General features: G+C 63.7%; 18 protein-coding genes. 10 read left to right on the top strand and 8 right to left on the bottom strand.

Annotated elements, in window-relative coordinates; all coding sequences use genetic code 11:
* Positions 1–17: 17 nt before the first annotated feature.
* Positions 18–932 carry an NAD(P)-dependent oxidoreductase gene (locus FJ414_RS22565; protein ID WP_140646589.1) on the top strand — a complete coding sequence of 305 codons (915 nt, stop codon included), beginning with the start codon at positions 18–20 and terminating at the stop codon, positions 930–932.
* A gap of 10 nt (positions 933–942) precedes the next feature.
* On the opposite strand, the gene FJ414_RS22560 is transcribed toward FJ414_RS22565, so the two are convergent.
* The gene (locus tag FJ414_RS22560) at positions 943–1,572 is read right to left on the bottom strand and encodes a DUF1638 domain-containing protein (RefSeq protein ID WP_140646588.1); all 630 of its coding nucleotides are present in this window, start codon (positions 1,570–1,572) and stop codon (positions 943–945) included.
* Positions 1,573–1,625: 53 nt separating this feature from the next.
* Here FJ414_RS22560 and FJ414_RS22555 point away from each other — a divergent pair, with 53 nt between their 5' ends.
* Complete coding sequence (locus tag FJ414_RS22555) at positions 1,626–1,760, top strand: entericidin A/B family lipoprotein (protein WP_140646587.1); 135 nt, start codon at positions 1,626–1,628, stop codon at positions 1,758–1,760.
* Positions 1,761–1,845: 85 nt separating this feature from the next.
* Here FJ414_RS22555 and FJ414_RS22550 read toward each other — a convergent pair whose 3' ends face one another.
* Positions 1,846–2,544, bottom strand: a complete 699-nt coding sequence (locus FJ414_RS22550) for a B12-binding domain-containing protein (RefSeq protein WP_140495658.1) — start codon at positions 2,542–2,544, stop codon at positions 1,846–1,848.
* A 271-nt stretch (positions 2,545–2,815) separates the two neighbouring features.
* On the opposite strand from FJ414_RS22550, the gene FJ414_RS22545 reads away from it, so the two are divergent.
* The 6 genes from FJ414_RS22545 to FJ414_RS22520 all read left to right on the top strand — a co-directional run bounded on the left by FJ414_RS22545 (position 2,816) and on the right by FJ414_RS22520 (position 9,361).
* Positions 2,816–4,390 carry a trimethylamine methyltransferase family protein gene (locus FJ414_RS22545; RefSeq protein WP_140646586.1) on the top strand — a complete coding sequence of 525 codons (1,575 nt, stop codon included), beginning with the start codon at positions 2,816–2,818 and terminating at the stop codon, positions 4,388–4,390.
* Positions 4,391–4,479: 89 nt separating this feature from the next.
* Positions 4,480–5,169, top strand: coding sequence for a 4Fe-4S dicluster domain-containing protein (locus FJ414_RS22540; protein ID WP_140646585.1), 690 nt, complete (start codon positions 4,480–4,482; stop codon positions 5,167–5,169).
* A 103-nt stretch (positions 5,170–5,272) separates the two neighbouring features.
* Positions 5,273–6,004 (top strand): dienelactone hydrolase family protein, encoded by a 732-nt coding sequence (locus FJ414_RS22535; RefSeq protein ID WP_140646584.1) that lies wholly within the window; start codon positions 5,273–5,275, stop codon positions 6,002–6,004.
* Between the two features lie 182 nt (positions 6,005–6,186).
* Positions 6,187–6,747, top strand: a complete 561-nt coding sequence (locus FJ414_RS22530; protein WP_140646583.1) for an RNA polymerase sigma factor — start codon at positions 6,187–6,189, stop codon at positions 6,745–6,747.
* 2 nt (positions 6,748–6,749) lie between these two features.
* A complete protein-coding gene (locus FJ414_RS22525; RefSeq protein ID WP_140646582.1) occupies positions 6,750–8,936 on the top strand; it encodes a VWA domain-containing protein in 2,187 nt (728 codons plus the stop codon).
* Positions 8,937–9,076: 140 nt separating this feature from the next.
* Complete coding sequence (locus tag FJ414_RS22520) at positions 9,077–9,361, top strand: hypothetical protein (RefSeq protein WP_246672478.1); 285 nt, start codon at positions 9,077–9,079, stop codon at positions 9,359–9,361.
* Positions 9,362–9,369: 8 nt separating this feature from the next.
* Here the strand turns inward: FJ414_RS22520 and bmt are convergent, their stop codons facing one another.
* The 3 genes from bmt to FJ414_RS22505 form a co-directional block, all read right to left on the bottom strand.
* Positions 9,370–10,392, bottom strand: coding sequence for a betaine--homocysteine S-methyltransferase (gene bmt, locus FJ414_RS22515; RefSeq protein ID WP_140646581.1), 1,023 nt, complete (start codon positions 10,390–10,392; stop codon positions 9,370–9,372).
* A gap of 83 nt (positions 10,393–10,475) precedes the next feature.
* Positions 10,476–11,078: an urea carboxylase-associated family protein gene (locus FJ414_RS22510; protein WP_140646580.1), complete on the bottom strand. Its 603-nt coding sequence runs from the start codon at positions 11,076–11,078 to the stop codon at positions 10,476–10,478.
* Positions 11,079–11,146: 68 nt separating this feature from the next.
* A complete protein-coding gene (locus tag FJ414_RS22505) occupies positions 11,147–12,004 on the bottom strand; it encodes a helix-turn-helix transcriptional regulator (protein WP_140646579.1) in 858 nt (285 codons plus the stop codon).
* Positions 12,005–12,246: 242 nt separating this feature from the next.
* On the opposite strand from FJ414_RS22505, the gene FJ414_RS22500 reads away from it, so the two are divergent.
* Together FJ414_RS22500 and FJ414_RS22495 are read left to right on the top strand one after the other, a co-directional pair.
* Positions 12,247–13,248: a fatty acid desaturase gene (locus FJ414_RS22500; RefSeq protein ID WP_181181684.1), complete on the top strand. Its 1,002-nt coding sequence runs from the start codon at positions 12,247–12,249 to the stop codon at positions 13,246–13,248.
* Positions 13,249–13,325: 77 nt separating this feature from the next.
* Positions 13,326–14,162: a PhnD/SsuA/transferrin family substrate-binding protein gene (locus FJ414_RS22495; RefSeq protein ID WP_140646577.1), complete on the top strand. Its 837-nt coding sequence runs from the start codon at positions 13,326–13,328 to the stop codon at positions 14,160–14,162.
* Here the strand turns inward: FJ414_RS22495 and FJ414_RS22490 are convergent.
* The 3 genes from FJ414_RS22490 to FJ414_RS22480 all read right to left on the bottom strand — a co-directional run.
* On the bottom strand, positions 14,130–15,470 hold the full coding sequence (locus FJ414_RS22490; RefSeq protein ID WP_140646576.1) for a Xaa-Pro peptidase family protein: 1,341 nt from the start codon (positions 15,468–15,470) through the stop codon (positions 14,130–14,132). The two genes, FJ414_RS22495 and FJ414_RS22490, sit on opposite strands and share 33 nt — an antisense overlap.
* Before the next feature lie 15 nt (positions 15,471–15,485).
* Entirely contained in the window at positions 15,486–16,997 is a 1,512-nt protein-coding gene (locus FJ414_RS22485) for a glycosyltransferase family 39 protein (RefSeq protein WP_181181683.1), read from the bottom strand.
* 85 nt (positions 16,998–17,082) lie between these two features.
* On the bottom strand, positions 17,083–18,898 hold a 1,816-nt coding region (locus FJ414_RS22480; protein WP_140646574.1), incomplete at its 5' end, for an FAD-dependent oxidoreductase.

Below are 18,898 nucleotides of genomic sequence, written 5' to 3'. Positions count from 1 at the left end.
AAATGGCGGTTTGATCGATGCGAATCTTGCTCACGGGATCGTCCGGCTGGCTGGGCAGCGCGCTCAGGCCGAGGCTCGATGCGCTCGGCCATCACGTCGTCGGACTTGATCCGGTTCTCTCGGCGCGCACCCAAGTCGTCGGCTCGATCGCGGATCGCGATCTTGTCCTGAAGACCGTCCGCGAGAACAGCATCGAGGCCATTATTCACAGTGGGGCGCTGCACAAGCCGAACATCGAGCATCATGAGACTAGCGCCTTCGTCGCCACGAATGTGCAAGGCACGCTCAACCTGCTCGACGCGGCCGTGGCCTGCGGCGTGCAGCGCTTCGTCTTCACCTCGACGACCTCGCTGATGATCTCGCAGGCGATCCGCGCCGGTTTCCGGGGTGGCGCGCGCAAGGCGGCCTGGCTGACCGAAGAGATGTCGCCGGAGCCGCGCAACATCTATGGCGTGACGAAGCTTTCCGCGGAGCATCTCTGTCGCCTCTATCACATCGAGCATGGGTTGCCGGTGGTGGTGCTGCGCACCGCGCGCTTCTTTCCCGAGACGGACGACATGGCACATGCCATCGAACAGTCCGATGCCAACACCAAGGCCAACGAATTGCTGTTCCGGCGGCTGACGGTAAAGGACGCGGCCGAGGCCCATGTGGCGGCCCTGGAGAAAGCGCCGAGCCTTGGCTTCGACGTCTTCATCATCTCGGCGCCAACGCCGTTCCGGCCGCAGGATTGCGTCGAGTTGATCGCCGATGCGCCGACGGTCGTCGCGCGCTATTTCCCGGACTATTCGAGGCTCTATGCGAGGAAGGGCTGGACGATGTTCTCCTCGATCGACCGCGTCTACGATCCGTCGCGGGCGCGAGAGCGACTGGGCTTTGTGTGCAGAACGAGTTTTGCCGATGTGTTGAGGGCGCTGGAAGCGGAGGCGTGAAGACCGACCTTCAGGCGCCCTGTGCCGCCCGCGCCAGTTCGCTTGTCAAATCGCCATATCCCGTCGGCCGGCGCTCATAGGCGAGGCCGAGCATGACGGCGGCTTTCTCGGCGACCTTGTCGAGCTCCGGATCGTCGGTCTGGGCGAGATAGATCAGCTTCTCGTAATTGCCGAAATAGTCCTTGATCAGTTCGGGATGCCGGTCGAGACCGAGCGGCTTGATGAAGAAGGCCTCGAACTGGCGGCAGAGGAAGTCGGTCATATAAAACGACATCATGTCGTCGTCGGCGATCTTCGCGTAGGCATCCATGCCCTGGTAGAAGGCAAAGCAATGCGGCCCGGCCATGCGCTCGACGCCGTGCTTCTCGATGACGCGGTCGAGCAGGCCGCCGGTGCCGCAATCGGCATAGCCGACGAAGATGTGCTGGTAGCCTTCCGCTCTGGCTTTCTCGATCGCCTTGTCCATCGCCGGCGCGATGCGGTCCGGATAGAAATGGAACTCGGCCGGCAGGCAGGTCAGCTCGAGATGGTCGAGCTTTAGCTGTTGCTTGACGGCCAAAACTTCGCGCGCAATCATTCCGCAGGCGATGACGAGCAGCCTGTCCATTTGATTCGATTTCGTTTTTTGCGTCTTGACCAAGTCGGGCCGGCTTTCGCTGCGGGGCTTAATATCTGTCGAGGGAGACACCGTCCATGAAACTGCTACGCATCGCGCCGATCGCCATCCTGGCCTGCGCGCTTGCCCTCACGGCCTTCGCGAACACCATCCGGGGCGTCGGCAAGGACGTCAAATCGACGGCAAGGGCGGTCAAAGACACTGTCAACTGATCGGCAGCCTCTCCCATCATCTGGGAACAAAAAAGCCGCGCTGCAAGGCGCGGCTTTTCTTGTCGATCCATCCTGATGCCTTGGGTCAGGCGGAAGCGCGAACGTTGTGCTTGCGCTTCATGTAGTCCTTGGCGGTCTCGACGGCCACCGCGGCATCGCGGCAATAGGCGTCGGCGCCGACGGCCTTGCCGAATTCCTCGTTGAGCGGCGCGCCGCCGACCAGCACGACATAATCGTCGCGGATGCCCTTTTCCTTCATCGTATCGATGACGACCTTCATATAGGGCATGGTGGTTGTGAGCAGCGCCGACATGCCGATGATGTCGGGCTGGTGCTGCTCGATCGCGTCCAGGTACTTCTCGACGGCGTTGTTGATGCCGAGATCGATGACATCGAAGCCAGCACCCTCCATCATCATGCCGACGAGGTTCTTGCCGATGTCGTGGATGTCGCCCTTGACGGTGCCGATCACCATCTTGCCCTGCTTCGGCGCGCCAGTGGCGGCGAGCAGCGGACGCAGGATGAACATGCCGGCCTTCATGGCATTGGCCGAGAGCAGCACTTCCGGCACGAACAGGATGCCGTCGCGGAAATCCTCGCCGACGATGCGCATGCCTTCGACCAGTGCCTCGGTCAGCACCTTGTAGGGCGCCCAGCCGCGCTCGAGCAGGATTCGCGTGCCTTCCTCGATCTCTTCCTTCAGCCCATCATAAAGATCGTCGTGCATCTGCTGCACGAGCTCGTCGTCGGAAAGCTCGGAAAGGATGATCTCGTCGTCGGACATTTCTCTCGGGCTCCTTGCTGCTCGGAATGACTGCGGCAGCCTAAAAATCGATGCGCCAATACCTAACCCGCGAGGGCAGGGCATCCATAGCTGATTTGCGACTTCCCGCAAAAGGAAAGCGACTGAAAAATTGGCGCTTTTCTTGTCGATTTTGCGACAGGCGTTGGCGCTGGCTGGCCGTTTCCAATAGGGTGCATGGCTACGATCCGGGCAAGAAGCGGCAGCGATGGGCCGCAGGCCAGTTCAGGCCAGATTTATAGGAAGAACGATCATGAGCGATAACGCGGCAGTCGAGCAGGAAGCGTCGGGCGGACGGCGCGGACGCGGCGCCAGCGGCGGCGCGGCGGCACGCCGGGCTGCCCGTTCGGGCGGCGGTCCGGGCACGCAGCTCACCTACATCAAGCGCAAGATCAACGTCTACGAGGTCCTCAACGAGGAAGGCCTGGCGTTGATCGAGAAGAACACCAACACGGTGCTGGAAGAAATCGGCATCATCTTTCGCGACGACGCCGAAGCGCTGGCGCTGTGGAAAGAAGCGGGCGCCGACGTCAAGGGCGAGCGCGTGCACTTCCCCAAGGGCCTCTGCCGCTCGCTGCTGAAGACCGCGCCTTCGATCTACACCCAGCATGCGCGCAACCCGGAGCGCTCGGTGCAGATCGGCGGCAACGCGACGGTGTTCGCGCCGGTCTACGGCCCGCCTTTCGTGCGCGACCTCGACGGCAACCGCCGTTACGCGACCATCGAGGATTTCCAGAATTTCGTGAAGCTCGCCTATATGGCGCCATCGATCCACCATTCGGGGGGCACGGTGTGCGAGCCGGTCGACGTGCCGGTCAACAAGCGCCATCTCGACATGATCTACGCGCACATCCGTTACTCGGACAAACCGTTCATGGGCTCGGTGACGGCGCCGGAGCGGGCCGAGGACACGGTGGCGATGGCCAAGCTCGTGTTCGGCGACGACTTCGTCGAGAACAACACGGTGCTGACAAGCCTGATCAACGCCAACTCGCCGATGGTGTTCGACGAGACCATGCTCGGCGCCCTGAAAGTCTATTCGCGCCACAACCAGGCCTGCATCGTCACGCCCTTCATCCTGGCCGGCGCGATGAGCCCGGTGACGGTTGCCGGCACGCTGACGCAGGTGCTGGCCGAGGTGCTCGCCGGCGCTTCGTTCACCCAGCTGATCAGGCCCGGCGCGCCGGTGCTGTTCGGCACCTTCGCCTCGTCGATCTCGATGCAGTCGGGCGCGCCGACCTTTGGCACGCCGGAGCCGTCGCTAGTCTCCTATGGCGCCGCGCAGCTCGCGAGGCGGCTCGGTTTGCCGTTCCGCACCGGCGGCTCGCTCTGCGCCTCGAAGGTTCCGGACGCGCAGGCAGCCTATGAGAGCGCCAACACGCTCAACTCGACGATCCTTGCCGGCACCAATTTCGTGCTGCATTCGGCCGGCTGGCTCGAGGGTGGTCTCGCCTCCTGCTACGAAAAATTCATGATGGATATCGACCAGCTCGGCATGCAGCAGAAGTTTGCCGAAGGCGTCGACCTGTCGGAAAACGGCCAGGCGATGGACGCCATCCGCCAGGTCGGTCCGGGCAGCCATTATCTCGGCTGCGACCACACCCAGGCGAATTTCCAGACGGCATTCTACCGCTCCAACATCGCCGACAACAATTCCTACGAGCAGTGGCTGGCCGAAGGCGAGAAGACCGCGCCGCAGCGCGCCAACGAGCTTGCCCGCCGCTGGCTGGAAAGCTACGAGGCGCCGCATCTCGATCCGGCCATCGACGAGGCGCTGAAGGATTTCATCGCCAAGAAGAAGGGCTCGATGGCCGACGCCTTCACGTGAAAGGAGCCCGAGTCAGGCGGGGCTAAAGTCGCCAACATCATTCACAAGGAAGTCTGGCGGAGCGCATTCTCCGACCCGGACCGGAAGGGATGATTTTTGCGCGCGACCTGGTCGGGCAGATCGCGACCGCGCTCGCGGTCGACGGCTTGATCCTCCGTGGCGGCTTCCGTTTCACTGATGGGGAGGCTGCGCCAACCGGTCCATCAGGCGCTTCCGCCAAATCTGCGCTGCTCGTCGGGCAAGCAGGCGCGGCGCCATGGCCGTATTTTCAGCGCTGGCTGGAACAGCAGGCGAGGGACATCGCCAATCCGCTCGACACTTGGTCGCGCGAGGTGATCGGCTCGGTCGCGCAAGGCTGCGACGCCCGCGCTGTTTCGCCTTCAGACCGGCCCTATCTGCCGTTCCAGCAATGGGCGATGCGGGCCGAAGGGTTGAAACCGTCGCCGCTCGGCGTTCTGATGCACCCGCAATATGGGCTATGGCATGCCTATCGCGGCGCATTGCTGTTCGAGGACGAGATTTCTTTTCCCGAACCTCATGCAGCGATTCATCTCTGCGACATATGTGTCGAAAAACCCTGCCTGAAATCCTGTCCGGTCGACGCCTATTCCGGGCAGGGCTTTGCCCATGAAGCCTGTCTCGACCATGTTCGCGGCTCCCGCGGCGAGCCCTGCCGGGTGGGCGGCTGCCTCGACCGCAACGCCTGCCCCTATGGCACAAGCTATCGCTATCCGCCGGAGGTGCAGGCCTTTCATATGGCGGCCTTCGCGCGGCTCTAGGAGGTAGGCCGGCCGCACGAAATCTTGAACGGCCTGGTCCGGGAATGGCTTGCCGGAACGGCGCGTGCCGATATCTAACGCGCGACAGGCAACGGAGAGCATCATGACTGGAAAGCAGATCGAGTTCGAAACCAGGGACGGCAAGGCAAAGGCTGGCCTTTTTCGACCGTCCACCAAGGCCAGCGCCGGCGTCATCCTTTATATGGACGCCTTTGGGCCGCGCCCGGCGCTTGACGAGATGGCCGAGCGGCTCGCCGGTCACGGCTATGCCGTGCTGGTGCCCGATCTTTTTTACCGCAACGCGCCCTACGGTCCGTTCGACGCCAAGACCGCCTTCACGGCGGAGGAAACCAAGACCAAGCTGATGGCGCTGGTTACCGGCACCACGCAGGAAATGACCATCCGCGACAATGCCGCCTTCCTTGATGCGCTCGCCGCCGAAGGGGTCGATGGGCCGATCGGCGTCGTTGGCTATTGCATGGGCGGCGCGCGGGCGCTCAATGCGGCCGCGACCCACCCCGACCGCATCGTCGCCGCGGCAAGCTTCCACGGCGGCAATCTCGCCAGCGACGCGCCCGACAGCCCGCACCGCAAGGCGGCCTCGATCGAGGCGCGCGTCTATGTGGGGGTTGCCGGCGTCGACCGCAGCTTCCCGCCGGAGCAGTCGGCGCGGCTGGCGGAAGCGCTCAGGGTCGCCGAAGTCGATCATGTCATCGAGAATTATGTCGGCGTCGGCCATGGCTGGTGCGTCAAGGACCACAGCGTCTATGACGAGGCGGGTGCCGAGCGCCATTGGAAGCGGCTGACGACGTTTTTCAAAGAGACGCTGGGTTAGCCTTCTTTCGCATATCGCGGAGGGGCGCCGTGCAGCGCGAGCCTTCGAATGTTCGCGCCGCCCCTCATCCGCCCTTCGGGCACCTTCTTCCCGTAAAACGGGGAGAAGGAAAAAGTGCCTTCTCAAAAAATCTTTGCATCGCCCCAAGGATTGGCCATTAGCCTTCGTCCAACAGGCAAATGATGGCGATGATGCTGGACGACAGCGAAGCCTCCGATGCCGAACTGATCGGGCGGGCGAGGGGCGGAGACAGGGGAGCTTTCGGCAAACTGCTCGAAAGGCACTATGGCTTCGTCTATCGCGCCGCCTATCGCTGGTGCGGCGGGAAAGCCGATGCCGAGGACATAGCCCAGGACGTCTGCGTGCGGCTTGGCCGCGCAATCTGCGACTATCAGGGCAGCGGCGCCTTCACGACATGGCTCTATGCCATGACGCTGAACGCGGCGCGCGACATGATGCGCAAGCGCGCCCGCGACACCGCCAAGACCGATGCCTACGGCGCCTATACGTCGATTGCCGGCGAAGCACCGGCTGAGGCCGACGATCCAACCGAGGCGCTGTGGGCGGCGGTGCGGATGCTGCCAGACAAGCAGCGCGACGCGGTTCTGCTGGTCTATGGCGAAGGTCTCAACCACGCTGCGGCGGCGGAGGTGATGGCGATCTCGGAGGCGACGGTTTCCTGGCACATCCATGAAGCGAAGAAACGGCTGAAAGTGCTGATGCGTTCAGCCGGGGAAGTGTGACCATGGTCGACGACAACGAACTCGAAAGGCTGCGCGACATCGCGGTACCGGCGCCGGGCGGCGTGGCGAAGGCGCGCGCGTTCGCCGCCGCGATGCAGGCTTTCGACTTGGACGAAAGAATTTCGGCTGTCTCCCAAGGAACGCCCGCAGGCCTTCGTCTCACGGAGCGAGCAAGAATGCTCTGGAGAGACATCATGCAACGGAAACTCATTGCCACGCCGGCCATCACCGCGCTGGTCGCGCTGCCTATTGCCGGCTATGCCGCTTTCGAGATGCTGAAGGAACAGCCGCGGGTCATCGGCGGCAACGGCAGCGTCACCGAGACGGTGGCAGACAAGCCGGCGGCGCAGAAGCCTGCGCCGGAACAGCCCGCGATCAACGAGCCGCTGGCAGCGGCGCCCGCAAATGAAAAGAAGACGGACGAGACCCGGGCCAATTCACAAATGACGCCGGCGGGGCCGCAGCCGGCGACAGAGGTCGACGGCCTGCTAAGGCAGGAGGCTGCGCCGGAGAGCAAGCGCGCCCTGCAGCCTGCGCCGGCGGAGAGCGGCCAGCTCGCGGCCAGCGGCAAGGGCGGGTCGTCCAACAGGGTAATCATGTCCATGACACCGCCGCCAAGCGTCGACGAGGTTGAGCGGGCCGACAAGACGCCGGCAGGCGGCGCGGCCGCCGTTCCAGCGTCTCCGCCCGCCCTCGCCGATTCCAAGCTGATGGTGCAGCCCGCGCCCATGCCGGCCGACCAGCTGCAGCCGCAGGAGGAAAACCGCGATCGCATCGAGACCTTCAAGACCAATCCGGTGCATGAGACTGCGCAGGATCCGGTCTCGACCTTCTCGATCGATGTCGACACGGCCTCCTATTCCTTCGTGCGGCGCTCGCTGAAGGAAGGCGCTCTGCCCGACCCGGACACGGTCCGCGTCGAGGAGATGATCAACTACTTCCCCTATGACTGGAAGGGCCCCGAATCGGCTTCAACGCCGTTCAACTCGACCGTCACCGTCATGCCGACGCCGTGGAACGAGCACACCAAGCTCATGCATGTCGCGATCAAGGGTTTCGACGTGAAGCCGGCCGAGCAGCCGAAGGCCAATCTGGTCTTCCTGATCGACGTGTCGGGGTCGATGGACGAGCCGGACAAGCTGCCGCTGCTCAAGTCCGCCTTCCGCTTGCTGGTGAGCAAGCTGAAGGCCGACGACACCGTTTCGATCGTCACCTATGCCGGCAATGCCGGCACTGTGCTGATGCCGACCAAGGCGGCCGAAAAGCAGAAGATCCTCGCGGCAATCGACAATCTGGCGCCCGGCGGCTCGACGGCCGGCGAGGAAGGCATCCGCGAGGCCTACAAGCTTGCCCAGCAATCCTTCGTCAAGGACGGCGTCAACCGGGTGATGCTGGCCACAGACGGCGATTTCAATGTCGGCCAGACCGATGACGACGACCTCAAGCAACTGATCGAGAAGGAGCGCAAGACCGGCGTGTTCCTGTCGGTGTTCGGCTTCGGCCGCGGCAATTTGAACGACCAGATGATGCAGACCATCGCCCAGAACGGCAACGGCACGGCAGCCTATATCGACACGCTGGCCGAAGCCGAGAAGGTGCTGGTCGAGGATGCCTCGTCGACGCTGTTCACCATCGCCAAGGACGTCAAGATCCAGGTCGAGTTCAACCCGGCCAAGGTCTCGGAATACCGTCTCGTCGGTTATGAGACCCGGGCTTTGAAACGCGAGGATTTCAACAACGACCGCGTCGATGCCGGCGATATCGGCTCGGGCCATTCGGTGACGGCTGTCTATGAAATCACGCCGAAGGGCAGCGGCGGCGAGCAGGTCGACCCGCTGCGCTACGGCCAGGCCAAGGTCGACAATGGCGGCATCGCAAATGCCGACGAATATGCCTTCGTCAAGATCCGCTACAAGCTGCCGGACGAGAATGTCTCGAAGCTCATCACCACGCCGGTGACCGCAGCCAACGAGGTATCGTCCTTCGACGCGGTCGGCGCCGACCAGCGTTTCTCGGTCGCGGTCGCGGCTTTCGGGCAGAAGCTGCGCGACGAGGACCAGACGGCGAATTTCGGCTACGACCGCATCGCGGAGATCGCCAATGCCGCGCGTGGCGCCGATCCGTTCGGCTACAGGGCTGAGTTCCTATCGCTGGTGCGCCTGGCCTCATCGCTGGACGGCAACAAGTAGGCCATTGCGGATTGAAGGAAGGCCCGGCGGGAGAAAATCCCGCCGGCCTTTTTGCGATCGTTAAACTGCGCTGCTTTTCCGGAACCTCGCCGCAACGAGCTTCTGTTAGTCAACGCTGATAGAGATTTGAGGGATCAGCAGTGCATATCACGACAATCGGGAACGCGAACTCGACGGCGCTCAATGCCCCGGTGCGCGGACCGTCCGCTCCTTCAGCGGAATCCGCGCGCATCAGGAACGATGTCGACGCGGCGCGCAACACAGCACTTTCGGCCCTCAACAACGACCGTTTTCGCGTGATGCTGGAACAGATCAGCGACCCCGGCGCATCGGGCGCCCTGATGACAATGGGCGCCGACAATCAGGGCAGTGCCGGCACCGATCTCAATACCGCGCTGTCGCGCTACGCTGAAAACAGCAAGTAGAAATCGTATCAGGCGCGACTGCGCCGGCGCTCGCGGCGGGCTTCGCTGGTCTCGGCGGTGTTTGCCGTCGCCACCTTGTTGCGCATCGGGCCGATGCGCTCGACGATCGTCTCGACGGTCGGGCGGGTCGACTTGGTGTGCGCGTCCAGCGCCTTGCGCATGGCGGCAAGGTGCGCGAACGAGGTGCCGCAGCAGCCGCCGACAATCCTGGCGCCGGCATCGACCGCCAGCCGCACATAATCGGACATCAGCTCCGGCGTGCCGGAATAATGGATCTCCGCGCCGCGGAATTCCGGAATGCCGCAATTGCCCTTGACGATCACGGTCGCGTCCGGCTTCGCCTCGGTCATGTCGAGCAGCGAAGCCAGGATATCGGAAGCGCCGACGCCGCAATTGGCGCCTACACCGAGGGGGGCCTGCGCCAGGCCATCGGCGACGGCGTGGATATCCTTCGGCAGCAGGCCCATCATGGTGCGGCCGGCCGTGTCGAAGGAGCCGGTATAGGTATAGGGCAGGCCGACACGGATGGCGGCTTGCGCCGCGGCGCGGATCTCGTCCGGCGCCGACATCGTCTCGATCCAGGCGACTTCGGCGCCGCCGGCCTTGAGACCCTCGATCTGTTCGGCGAAGGCCTCGACCGCATCGTCGTAAGTCATGGCGCCGAGCGGCACCAGCAATTCGCCGGTCGGGCCGACGGAGCCGGCGACGATCACCTTGCGGCCGGCCTTGTCGGCGACGGAGCGGGCAATCTCGGCGGCGCGCTTGTTCAGCTCGTGAACGCGATCCTGCGCATGATGCAGCTTCAGCCGGTGGCGGGTGCCGCCGAAGGAGTTGGTGAGAATGATATCGGCGCCGGCGTCAACGAAATTCCGATGCAGGCTGGCGATCGTCTCGGGCGAAGTCTCATTGAGCAGCTCGGGCGCCTCGCCGGCCTCGAGACCCATCGCGAACAGATTGGTGCCGGTGGCGCCGTCGGCCAGGAGCACGCCCTTTTCGGCAAGCAGGGCGTCAATCGGGTTGGTCGCGGTCATGACTTTGACTTTCGTGTTCGAATTCAAATAACGATATAAAGAAGTCTTTATGTCCAGTCAACGAGCTTGCGACTGCGAAGCCCTTACGAAGCCGGAGTGATCTCGACCTCGATCTCGGTGCAGGCATCGCCGTTGGTCGGGTGATGATCGACCGAGCAGGCGGTGACGACAAGCAGGAGGTCCTGTTCGGCGCGCAGCGTCACGTAGCCGCCCGGCGGATTGATCGATGCCTCGACCACCAAAGTCCCGTCAGGCTGCGGCATGGAGTTCTGGAAGAGATCGACCGGGTCGGGCGCGAAGGGCAGTTCGATGCCTTCCGCGCCGAGCGCCTTCATCAGATTGTCGCGGCAGTTCGGGTGGTTGGGCAGGCCGGCCCGTTCGTAGAGCGCGCTGTCGCAGGCCGGGTAGAGCATGTCGTGCGGTCCGGGCGAGGCGTCCTCGATCAGCGTCAGCACGATCTTGCCCGCGGCGCTGTAGAAATGGTCGCCGGGTTTCGGAAACAGCCGCTCGGTGATGTCGCGGGTCTGCGAGGTGCTCAGCCAGTCGAGCCTGCCTTCGGTCGAGAAGGCCCAGAGGTCCGAGACCTGCTGGCCCTTGGGATCGACGATGCGGATCAGATCGCCGCGCCTGACGCGCATGGAACGGCCCGACTGAGGAGGAACAACGATGTGACGCGGTGCTTGCATGGGTTTCCCGAAACGATGAGCGGCGGCCGGCCTAAAGCCGATCGCCAAGGTGGGGCCGATGGAGCCGATTAGACAGAGCCTGACAGGAAGGACATTGCGGCCAGCTTCTGCGCAAAACTCGCCGCCTCATGCGCGTTGATGTCGGCAGCCCGGATCAGGTTGTCGAAATGGCTGGTGAGCGTGCGGACCGGCTGGGTGGCGTTCAACACCAGGTACATGTCGCCGACATAGATAGCGGCGCGATAGGGGCCGAAGATCGTATAGGGGATCGAATAGCGCATGCGGCCGTCATAGAGAAACAGCCGGAAAGTCGGGTAAAGGTCGTCGAGCAGCGTTGCCATGTGCAGCAATTGCTTGCGCCGTTCGGCCTCCGGGAAACGGTCCCAGACACCGAGACCGCGCGCGAAAATCTCCAGCGTATGGCGCGGCATGCAGACCTCCATATCGGTCTCCGGCCGCCTTGTGTAGTCGATGCGGTATTGCGTCTCGCCGGCTTGCGCCTCACGGCTCTTGTTGGTGATGCCGGCCTCGTATTCCACCAGTGCCTCGGTGCGCAGAAGGTCGGGAATGCCGGCGGGCACGTAGCGGATCTTCGTGCCGGCGGCCTCGGCATGCCATTTGGCCAAAAGCGTGCGATCGAAGCCGTCGGGCGCCTCCTCGATCTCCAGGCTTTCTCTTATTTCGCCGGTGACGCCTTCGTCCTGGCTCAGGCCAAGCAGCCAGTCGAGCGACACCTTGAACTCGGCGGCGATGTTGAGGAGGGTCTCGGCGCGGGGCAGGCGGGTCGAGGCGCCGGACAGCAGTTGCGACAGCGCCGAACGGTCGATCCCGACCGCTGTCGCGAAGGCCGACTGGTTCAAGTCGGACCGTGTCAAGAGCAATTTCAGGCGCTCTCGAAAGGTCGTCGACAGATCGCGCTTGTCCACCACGCTGCTCCTGCTTCGGAGAGGAAAAATTTGCGCCGGAGCGTGGCTCAGGCGGAAATGAATCCCCATATTTGTTTACAATGTATAACATATGCAGCCAGAAATGCGCATTCGCAACAGTTTGTGCGCATTGTCGCGTTGATGTAACGCAAGGCTCCTGACACAATGTTGTCAGGAATCGAGTTGGTTCCGGCGACTGGAGGGCAGTGGTCGATAGCATGGCAAGAAGCATGAATACCGGCATGAACAAGAGACGTAGCACCGCACCGGCGGTCGAATGGCCGACAGTCTTCCTCACACTCTTCTGCTACGGCGCGTGGCTCGCCATCGGCTTCCTTCTGTGGCCATCCCATCCGCTTTTGGCGCTTGCCGTCCTGCCGTTTATCCTGGCTCTGCAATCGTCGATCATGCACGAAGTGCTGCATGGTCATCCGACCCGCAACGCCAGGATCAATGAAGCCTGCGTCTTCCTGCCGATCGGCATGGTGTGGCCGTTCCGCCGCTTCAAGACCATCCATCTTCGCCATCATGCGGACGAGCGCCTGACCGATCCGCTCGACGATCCTGAGAGCTATTACCAGGCGCTTTGGATGCATGACGGGCTGCCGCCGACAATGAAGCTTCTGCTCAAGATCAACAACACCATGATCGGCCGCTTCGTTCTCGGTCCGTGGTTGTCCTCGGTCGGTTTCTTCATCGACGACGCCAAGCAGATCCTCGCCGGCGACAAGGCGATCCGCAAGGCTTGGCTGCTGCATGCCATCGGTCTCGCGGTTGTGGTGCCGATCGTCACGTTTGGCTTCGGCATTCCGCTGTGGCTCTATATCCTGGTGCCGGTGTGGCTCGGCCAGTCGCTGATCTCGATCCGCACCTATGCCGAGCACCAGTGGTCGGAGCATCCGGAAGGGCGCACGGTGATCGTGGAGCGTTCGCCGCTCTCCTTCCTGTTCCTGAACAACAACCTGCATTTCGTTCATCACAAGAGCCCTACCATTGCCTGGTACAGGTTGCCGAAGCTGTTTCGCGAGCGCCGCGAAGAGTGGCTGCGGATGAACAACGGTTATGCCTATCCGAACTATTTCGCGATGCTGAAAGCCCACGCCTTCAAGGCCAAGGAGCCGATCGTCCACCCGGTGCTGCGGCGCGCGCCGGAGCCCGGTCGCGCCTTCAAGCCGCGGGTCAGGGCGCGCAACGTCAATGGGCTCGGCACGGCCCCGGTTCCGGCGGAGCCGCCGAAAGAGTAGTTTCGACTTTCCGCGACCGCTTTTTTCGCGGCGGAACGCAGGCGCCGAAGATCGCCTGTCTTTGAAAGCCATTCGACATGAGCAAGTACGTTGCGGCCCTGCCGATGTATGACTGGCCCGAGGCGCGTGGCGAAGTCGACGCCCAATGGGCGCGGCTCCGCGATGCCTTCCGGCAAAGGGGCATCGATGCGCCGGAGGCGGTCGTGCGCAGCAATCGCGAACTGCCGGCGGTGCCCGGCGGCATTCGCGATGACGCCGGCAAGCCGATCGCACCCGACCCGGCGACGCTACCCCCGGACGAGTTCGATTTTCTCCAGCTCTGGCTGAGCCCGGCGCTGCTGTTCGGGCAAACATGCTGGGGGCCAATGGAACTCGGCCTCGCCCCGCATGTGCAGGTGATTGCCCAGCCAAGCTACGATGCGTTCGAGGGCGGGCAGGGCGAGCTTTATTCCAGCGCGTTGGTGATGGTCGCGGACGGCGGACCGCCAGTCGTCTCGCCGGCGGATGGCAAGGCTGTCGTCCCGCTCGATCTCATTCGTGGCAAGCGCTTCACCTTCAACAATCCGGACTCGATGTCCGGGCTGATCGGGCTGACGCGCGACCTGCAAGCCATGGACAAAAGCCTGGACATCTTCGCCTCATGCAGCGAAAGCGGCGGCCACCGGTCGTCGATCGTGGCGGTCGCGGAAGGCAGGGCCGATATCGCGGCCATCGACTGCGAAAGCTGGGCGTTGGCGCGGCGTTTCGAGCTGGCGGCGAAAGGCGTGAAGGTGGTCGGCTGGACGGCGCGGCGCAAGGGGCTGCCCTACATCACCGCCAGAACGACGCCGGAAAAAATCGTTGCCGCGATGCGCGACGCCGTCGCGGCCGTCGAAAGCGGATCAGAGCAGCCGCTCGTCCAGCGGGTAGGCTGACAGCTTCTCATTGCCGCTCTCGGTGATCAGGATCTGCTCCTCGATCTTGACGCCTTCGCGTCCGCCCAGCCTGCCGATATAGCTTTCGACGCACAGCACCATGCCGGATTCGAGCACGCCGTCCGGCGTGTCGGCGGTCCAGTCGCCGGCATGCGGCAGCGTCGGATATTCGTCCGCCAGGCCGACCCCGTGATAGAGCACGCCGTAGCGTGTCGGATAGCAGTCGTTCGGCGGCACCGCCGAGCGCTCGACGAGGTCGCGGAAGGAGATGCCCGGCCGCATCAAATCCGTGTTGTGGGCGATCTGGCCGGCGGCGATGCGGAACAGATCGCGCTGCTCGTTCGACGGCTGCCTGTCGCCGCAGAGCCATGTGCGCGAAAGATCGGCGCAGAACCCGTATGGACCGATCAGGTCCGTGTCGAAGGCGACGAGGTCGCCATCCTCGACGATGCGCGAGGAGCATTCCTGAAACCAGGGATTGGTGCGCGGTCCCGAGGACAAAAGACGCGTCTCGATCCATTCGCCGCCGCGCGCGATGTTGCCTCGATGCAGCTCCGCCCATAACTCGTTTTCGGAGATGCCCGGCTTCAGCGCCACTTGCATCTCGCCCATCGCCGCCTCGCAGGCGACGATCGAGCGGCGCATGGCGAGGATCTCATCCGGCGATTTGATGAGGCGCGCATTCTCCATCACCGCCTCGCCATTGCCTGTCGCGATACCGCGGCGGGCGAGTTCTTCCACGCCTTCGGGATTGATGTGGTCGACGGCGATGCGGCGGTTGCCGCCGCCATGCTCGGCAACGAGTTCGGCGATGCCCGCGCCCCAGCGCCGGACCTTCTGCTCGGTCAGCTCGCCGCTGTAGAGATATATCCACGACACGGCCGGGCGCACCTCGTCGACGACACCCGAATGGTCGGACAGGTGCTCGCAGGAGAAATAGTCGAACAGCACCACCGGCCCTTCGGTGGCGACGAAACAATGGCGTGTCGGGTTGTGCGCGACCCAGAGCTGCATGTTGGTCGAGTCCGTCGCGTAGCGGATGTTGACCGGGTCGTAGAGCAGGGCGCCGGCATAGTCGCGGCGCTTCAGCTCGGCGCGAATGCGGTCCAGCCGGTATCTGCGCATGGCGGGCAGATCGGGCGCTGCGATGCCTGCCGCGACCCATTCCGCCTCAGCTGTCTCGCCATAGCCCAGCACATGCTGGTTGAGTGACGCCGCCTTCTCGCGCGAGGCATCGCGCAGCGCTTCGACCGAGCCTGGTTCGAAGGGCATGATCTTGCGGTGGCGGCCGAAGCGTTGCGTGTCCATTCGATCCCCTGAAACTTACTGCGCGGCCTTCTTGTGCAGTTTGGTGATTGTGACCTTGCGCGGCGGAAAGCCGAGCGCCTGCGGCACTTCAATAGTGCGGTGGACGGTGTCCATCGCGTAGCCGGCCCTCGCCAGCTCTTCGAAGACGTCCGAGGACGATTCCCTGTCATCGGTCAGGACAAGCACCGCCGGTTCGCGGATCGATCTGGCGAAGTCCGGCGTCTCGTCGTCGAGCGCGATGAGATCGGCATCGATCAGGCGCAGATTGCCGACCCAGAACCAGCTCGAGACCACGGTCTTGACCGGCCCGTCGGCATTGATCTGATCGTAGAGCGACCGGTAATCCGTGCGCACGATACCGCCGCGGCTATCGCCGCCATGCAAGTGCATGTACCAGCTCAGCGGCAGCACGAGGATGGCAAGCACTGCGCCGACGAAGACGATGGTGGCTTGGGTTTTTCGGCCCCTCTGGCCCATGGCGTCGAAGCGCATGGCAAGGACCGCGGGCAAGAGGATAAAGACGGGAAGCATCCAGCGGTCGCGAAACTGCGTGATGCCAGCCGCCAACACGACTGTGACCATGACCACAACACCAAGGACGATCGCCCGCCACAACAGCTTTTCCGGCCACCTTACCGGCTGAGGCGGCTCCGTCCGTCTTCTTATCGCCAGGGCGTAGGCGACGGCGAAGATCGCGACCGGCAGTCCAGCGAAATTGACGATCGCGTTGACCAGCCTACGGATGCCGAGAAATGCCGTTTTCGCAACGCTGCCGCCTCCGGCCACGCCCAGGCCCCCTTGATGCGAGAGCAGATCCTCCAGATGCGTGAGGCTCCAATAAAGCGTCGGCAGGCAGGCCAGGACCGCCACCGCCACGCTAATCAGGAAACGGCGGTCGAGGATCGCTGCGCGCGTTTCGCGAACCGAAAGAGCCGCCAGGAACAAGGCGGCAAGGAAGATGACGATGTTGTATTTCGACAGCATCGCGGCCGCCGCCGCCATGCCCAACAACGCATAGGCGATGGCCGATCGCCGCTTCTCAACCTCGGCCAGCGCCAGAAGCAGCACCGAGGTGAAACAGAATATGGCGACCGAGTGGGTGAGGGCGTGCTGCATCTCCCAGAAGATCTGGGGAAACAGAAGCAGCCCGAACATGCCGGCCGCGGCGGCGCGGTTCGAGTAGCCGAGGCGGCGTATGGCGGTGAAATAGGCGGCCAGCCCCGCGGCCAGCAGGGCGTATTTGACGATCTTGAGGGCAAGGACGCTGGTTCCGACCAGCGAGGCAGCGAGCATCGCCAGCCAGGTGTACAAAGGCGGCTGCGAACTGCCGTAGCCGGCAGCCAGGAACCGCATTTCCATCAATTGCTCGGAATCGTCGACGCCGACACCCGTGCCCGCAACATGGGACAACAGGGCCATCACGACGATCTGGGTCAGGCAGTAGAGGAGGACCGAGGCGACCGCGGCGCTGAATGGACCGACCCGTTCATCGCACAGCCAATCGGTCCATTTCTCTAGCTGCCGCAAGGGGGTGGTCTTCTCATGCTGATGCGCCGGTAGCGGGCTCGGACCATGCCACAGCAACCGACGCAATCCAACAATTCGTAGGGCTTCAGGTCCGCATCTTCTCGCCGCTCGGGTCGAAAGGCGGCTCGACATTGATGCGGGCCGGGCGGCGGTGGCCGAGGATTTCGATCTCGAACAGGCCGGCGCTCTCGTCCTCGGCAAGGGCCGCGGGGACATAGCCCTGCGCCATCGACTTCTGGACGTAATGCGCATAGCCGCCCGACGTGACCCAGCCGACGACGCGCCAGTCTCCGTCGACGATGCCGCGCACGGCGGAAGCACCTTCCGCGGCTTTCGAGCCACGCACTTCCTTGCCGGATGTGTCGAAGCGCGGCGCGCCATAGCCATGCGGCTTCTCGACCGTGCCGTAGTCCTTGCCGACCTTGGCCCAGATCGGCTCGTCGCCCATCACGTCGGCATCCGCCGCGTCGACGATGAAGGAGACCCGGCGCAGCTTCGGACCCTCGGCATGCTCCTTCGCTGACGCCTCGCGGCCGATGAAGTCGTTCTTCTCAAGCTTGATGAAGCGGTCCATCGAGCCCTCGAACGGTCCGTAGATCGGGCGCAACTCGCGGAACCAGGTCGGGAAGTTCTTTTCCAGGCGCATCGACAGCAGCGCGCGCATGCCGAAATCGACCAGGCCGAATTCCGCGCCCGCTTCCTTGATCGCCTTGTAGACCAGACGTTGATAGGCGGGCGCCATCCAGATCTCGTAGCCGAGGTCGCCGGTATAGGTGATGCGGTTGACCATGCAGGGCGCGCCGCCGACCGCCATCTCGCGGAAGTCCATGAAGCGGAAGGCCTTGGTCGAGACGTCGACATCGACCAGCTTCTGCAACAGGTCGCGCGACTTCGGCCCGGCGATCGACAGGCCGACCAGCGTCTGGTCGAAGCGGTGGATACGCACCTCTGACACCCTTGGGCCGTCCTTCGGCAGGTGTTTCTCGAACCAGCGCATATGGTATTTCTGCGCGGCCGACGAACCCCAGATCATGAAGCGGTCCTCGCCGGACTTGGCGATGGTGAAGTCGCCGATCAGCTTGCCGAATTCGTTGACCATCGGGGTGAGCACGATGCGGCCGACCTTCGGCATGCGGTTGGTCATCAACCGGTTGAGGAAATCCTCCGCGCCCGGTCCCGAGACCTCGTATTTGGCGAAGTTGGCGATCTCGGTGACGCCGACCCTATCGCGCGTGGCGCGTACTTCCTCGCCGATCGGGCCGAAATCGTTGGAGCGGTGGAAGGAGACGATGTCCTTGGGCTCCGTCCCCTTCGGCGCGAACCAGAGGGGCGTCTCCAGGCCCCAGGAGTCGCCCATCACGGCGTTGTTGGCGAGCATGGTGTCGTAGAGCGGCGTCGTCTGCGCCGGACGGGCAGCGGGAAGCTCCTCGTTGGGGAAGCGAATCGAGAAGCGGCGCGAATAATTCTCGCGCACCTTGGCGTTGGTGTAGCGCAGGCTCGCCCATTCGCCGAAGCGGGCGACGTCCATGCCCCAGACGTCGAAGCCCGGATCGCCATGCACCATCCAGTTGGAGAGCGCGAGGCCGACGCCGCCGCCCTGGCTGAAGCCGGCCATGACTGCGCAGGCGCACCAGAAATTGGTCAGGCCCTGCACCGGGCCGACCAGCGGGTTGCCGTCGAGCGCGAAAGTGAAGGGGCCGTTGATGATCTGCTTGATGCCGGCCTTCTCGATGCCGGGGAAATGCTTGAAGCCGATTTCCAGCGACGGCGCGATGCGATCGATGTCGGGCTGCAAGAGCTCGTGGCCGAAATCCCACGGCGTGTTGATCGGCGACCACGGCTTGCAGGCCTTCTCATAGGTGCCGAGCAGGATGCCGTTGCGCTCCTGGCGGGTGTAGATC

Source organism: Mesorhizobium sp. B3-1-6 (genome assembly GCF_006439555.1).
Taxonomy (GTDB): domain Bacteria; phylum Pseudomonadota; class Alphaproteobacteria; order Rhizobiales; family Rhizobiaceae; genus Mesorhizobium.
This window is presented reverse-complemented; position numbering and strand designations above follow the sequence as displayed.

What these genes read in the sequence shown, in the direction of transcription:
- FJ414_RS22565 (WP_140646589.1), top strand. Translation starts at nt 18, where the DNA reads ATGCGAATCTTGCTCACGGGATCGTCCGGCTGGCTGGGCAGCGCGCTC.
- FJ414_RS22555 (WP_140646587.1), top strand. Translation starts at nt 1,626, where the DNA reads ATGAAACTGCTACGCATCGCGCCGATCGCCATCCTGGCCTGCGCGCTT.
- FJ414_RS22550 (WP_140495658.1), bottom strand. Translation starts at nt 2,544, where the DNA reads ATGTCCGACGACGAGATCATCCTTTCCGAGCTTTCCGACGACGAGCTC.
- FJ414_RS22545 (WP_140646586.1), top strand. Translation starts at nt 2,816, where the DNA reads ATGAGCGATAACGCGGCAGTCGAGCAGGAAGCGTCGGGCGGACGGCGC.
- FJ414_RS22540 (WP_140646585.1), top strand. Translation starts at nt 4,480, where the DNA reads ATGATTTTTGCGCGCGACCTGGTCGGGCAGATCGCGACCGCGCTCGCG.
- FJ414_RS22535 (WP_140646584.1), top strand. Translation starts at nt 5,273, where the DNA reads ATGACTGGAAAGCAGATCGAGTTCGAAACCAGGGACGGCAAGGCAAAG.
- FJ414_RS22530 (WP_140646583.1), top strand. Translation starts at nt 6,187, where the DNA reads ATGGCGATGATGCTGGACGACAGCGAAGCCTCCGATGCCGAACTGATC.
- FJ414_RS22525 (WP_140646582.1), top strand. Translation starts at nt 6,750, where the DNA reads ATGGTCGACGACAACGAACTCGAAAGGCTGCGCGACATCGCGGTACCG.
- bmt (WP_140646581.1), bottom strand. Translation starts at nt 10,392, where the DNA reads ATGACCGCGACCAACCCGATTGACGCCCTGCTTGCCGAAAAGGGCGTG.
- FJ414_RS22510 (WP_140646580.1), bottom strand. Translation starts at nt 11,078, where the DNA reads ATGCAAGCACCGCGTCACATCGTTGTTCCTCCTCAGTCGGGCCGTTCC.
- FJ414_RS22500 (WP_181181684.1), top strand. Translation starts at nt 12,247, where the DNA reads ATGAACAAGAGACGTAGCACCGCACCGGCGGTCGAATGGCCGACAGTC.
- FJ414_RS22495 (WP_140646577.1), top strand. Translation starts at nt 13,326, where the DNA reads ATGAGCAAGTACGTTGCGGCCCTGCCGATGTATGACTGGCCCGAGGCG.
- FJ414_RS22490 (WP_140646576.1), bottom strand. Translation starts at nt 15,470, where the DNA reads ATGGACACGCAACGCTTCGGCCGCCACCGCAAGATCATGCCCTTCGAA.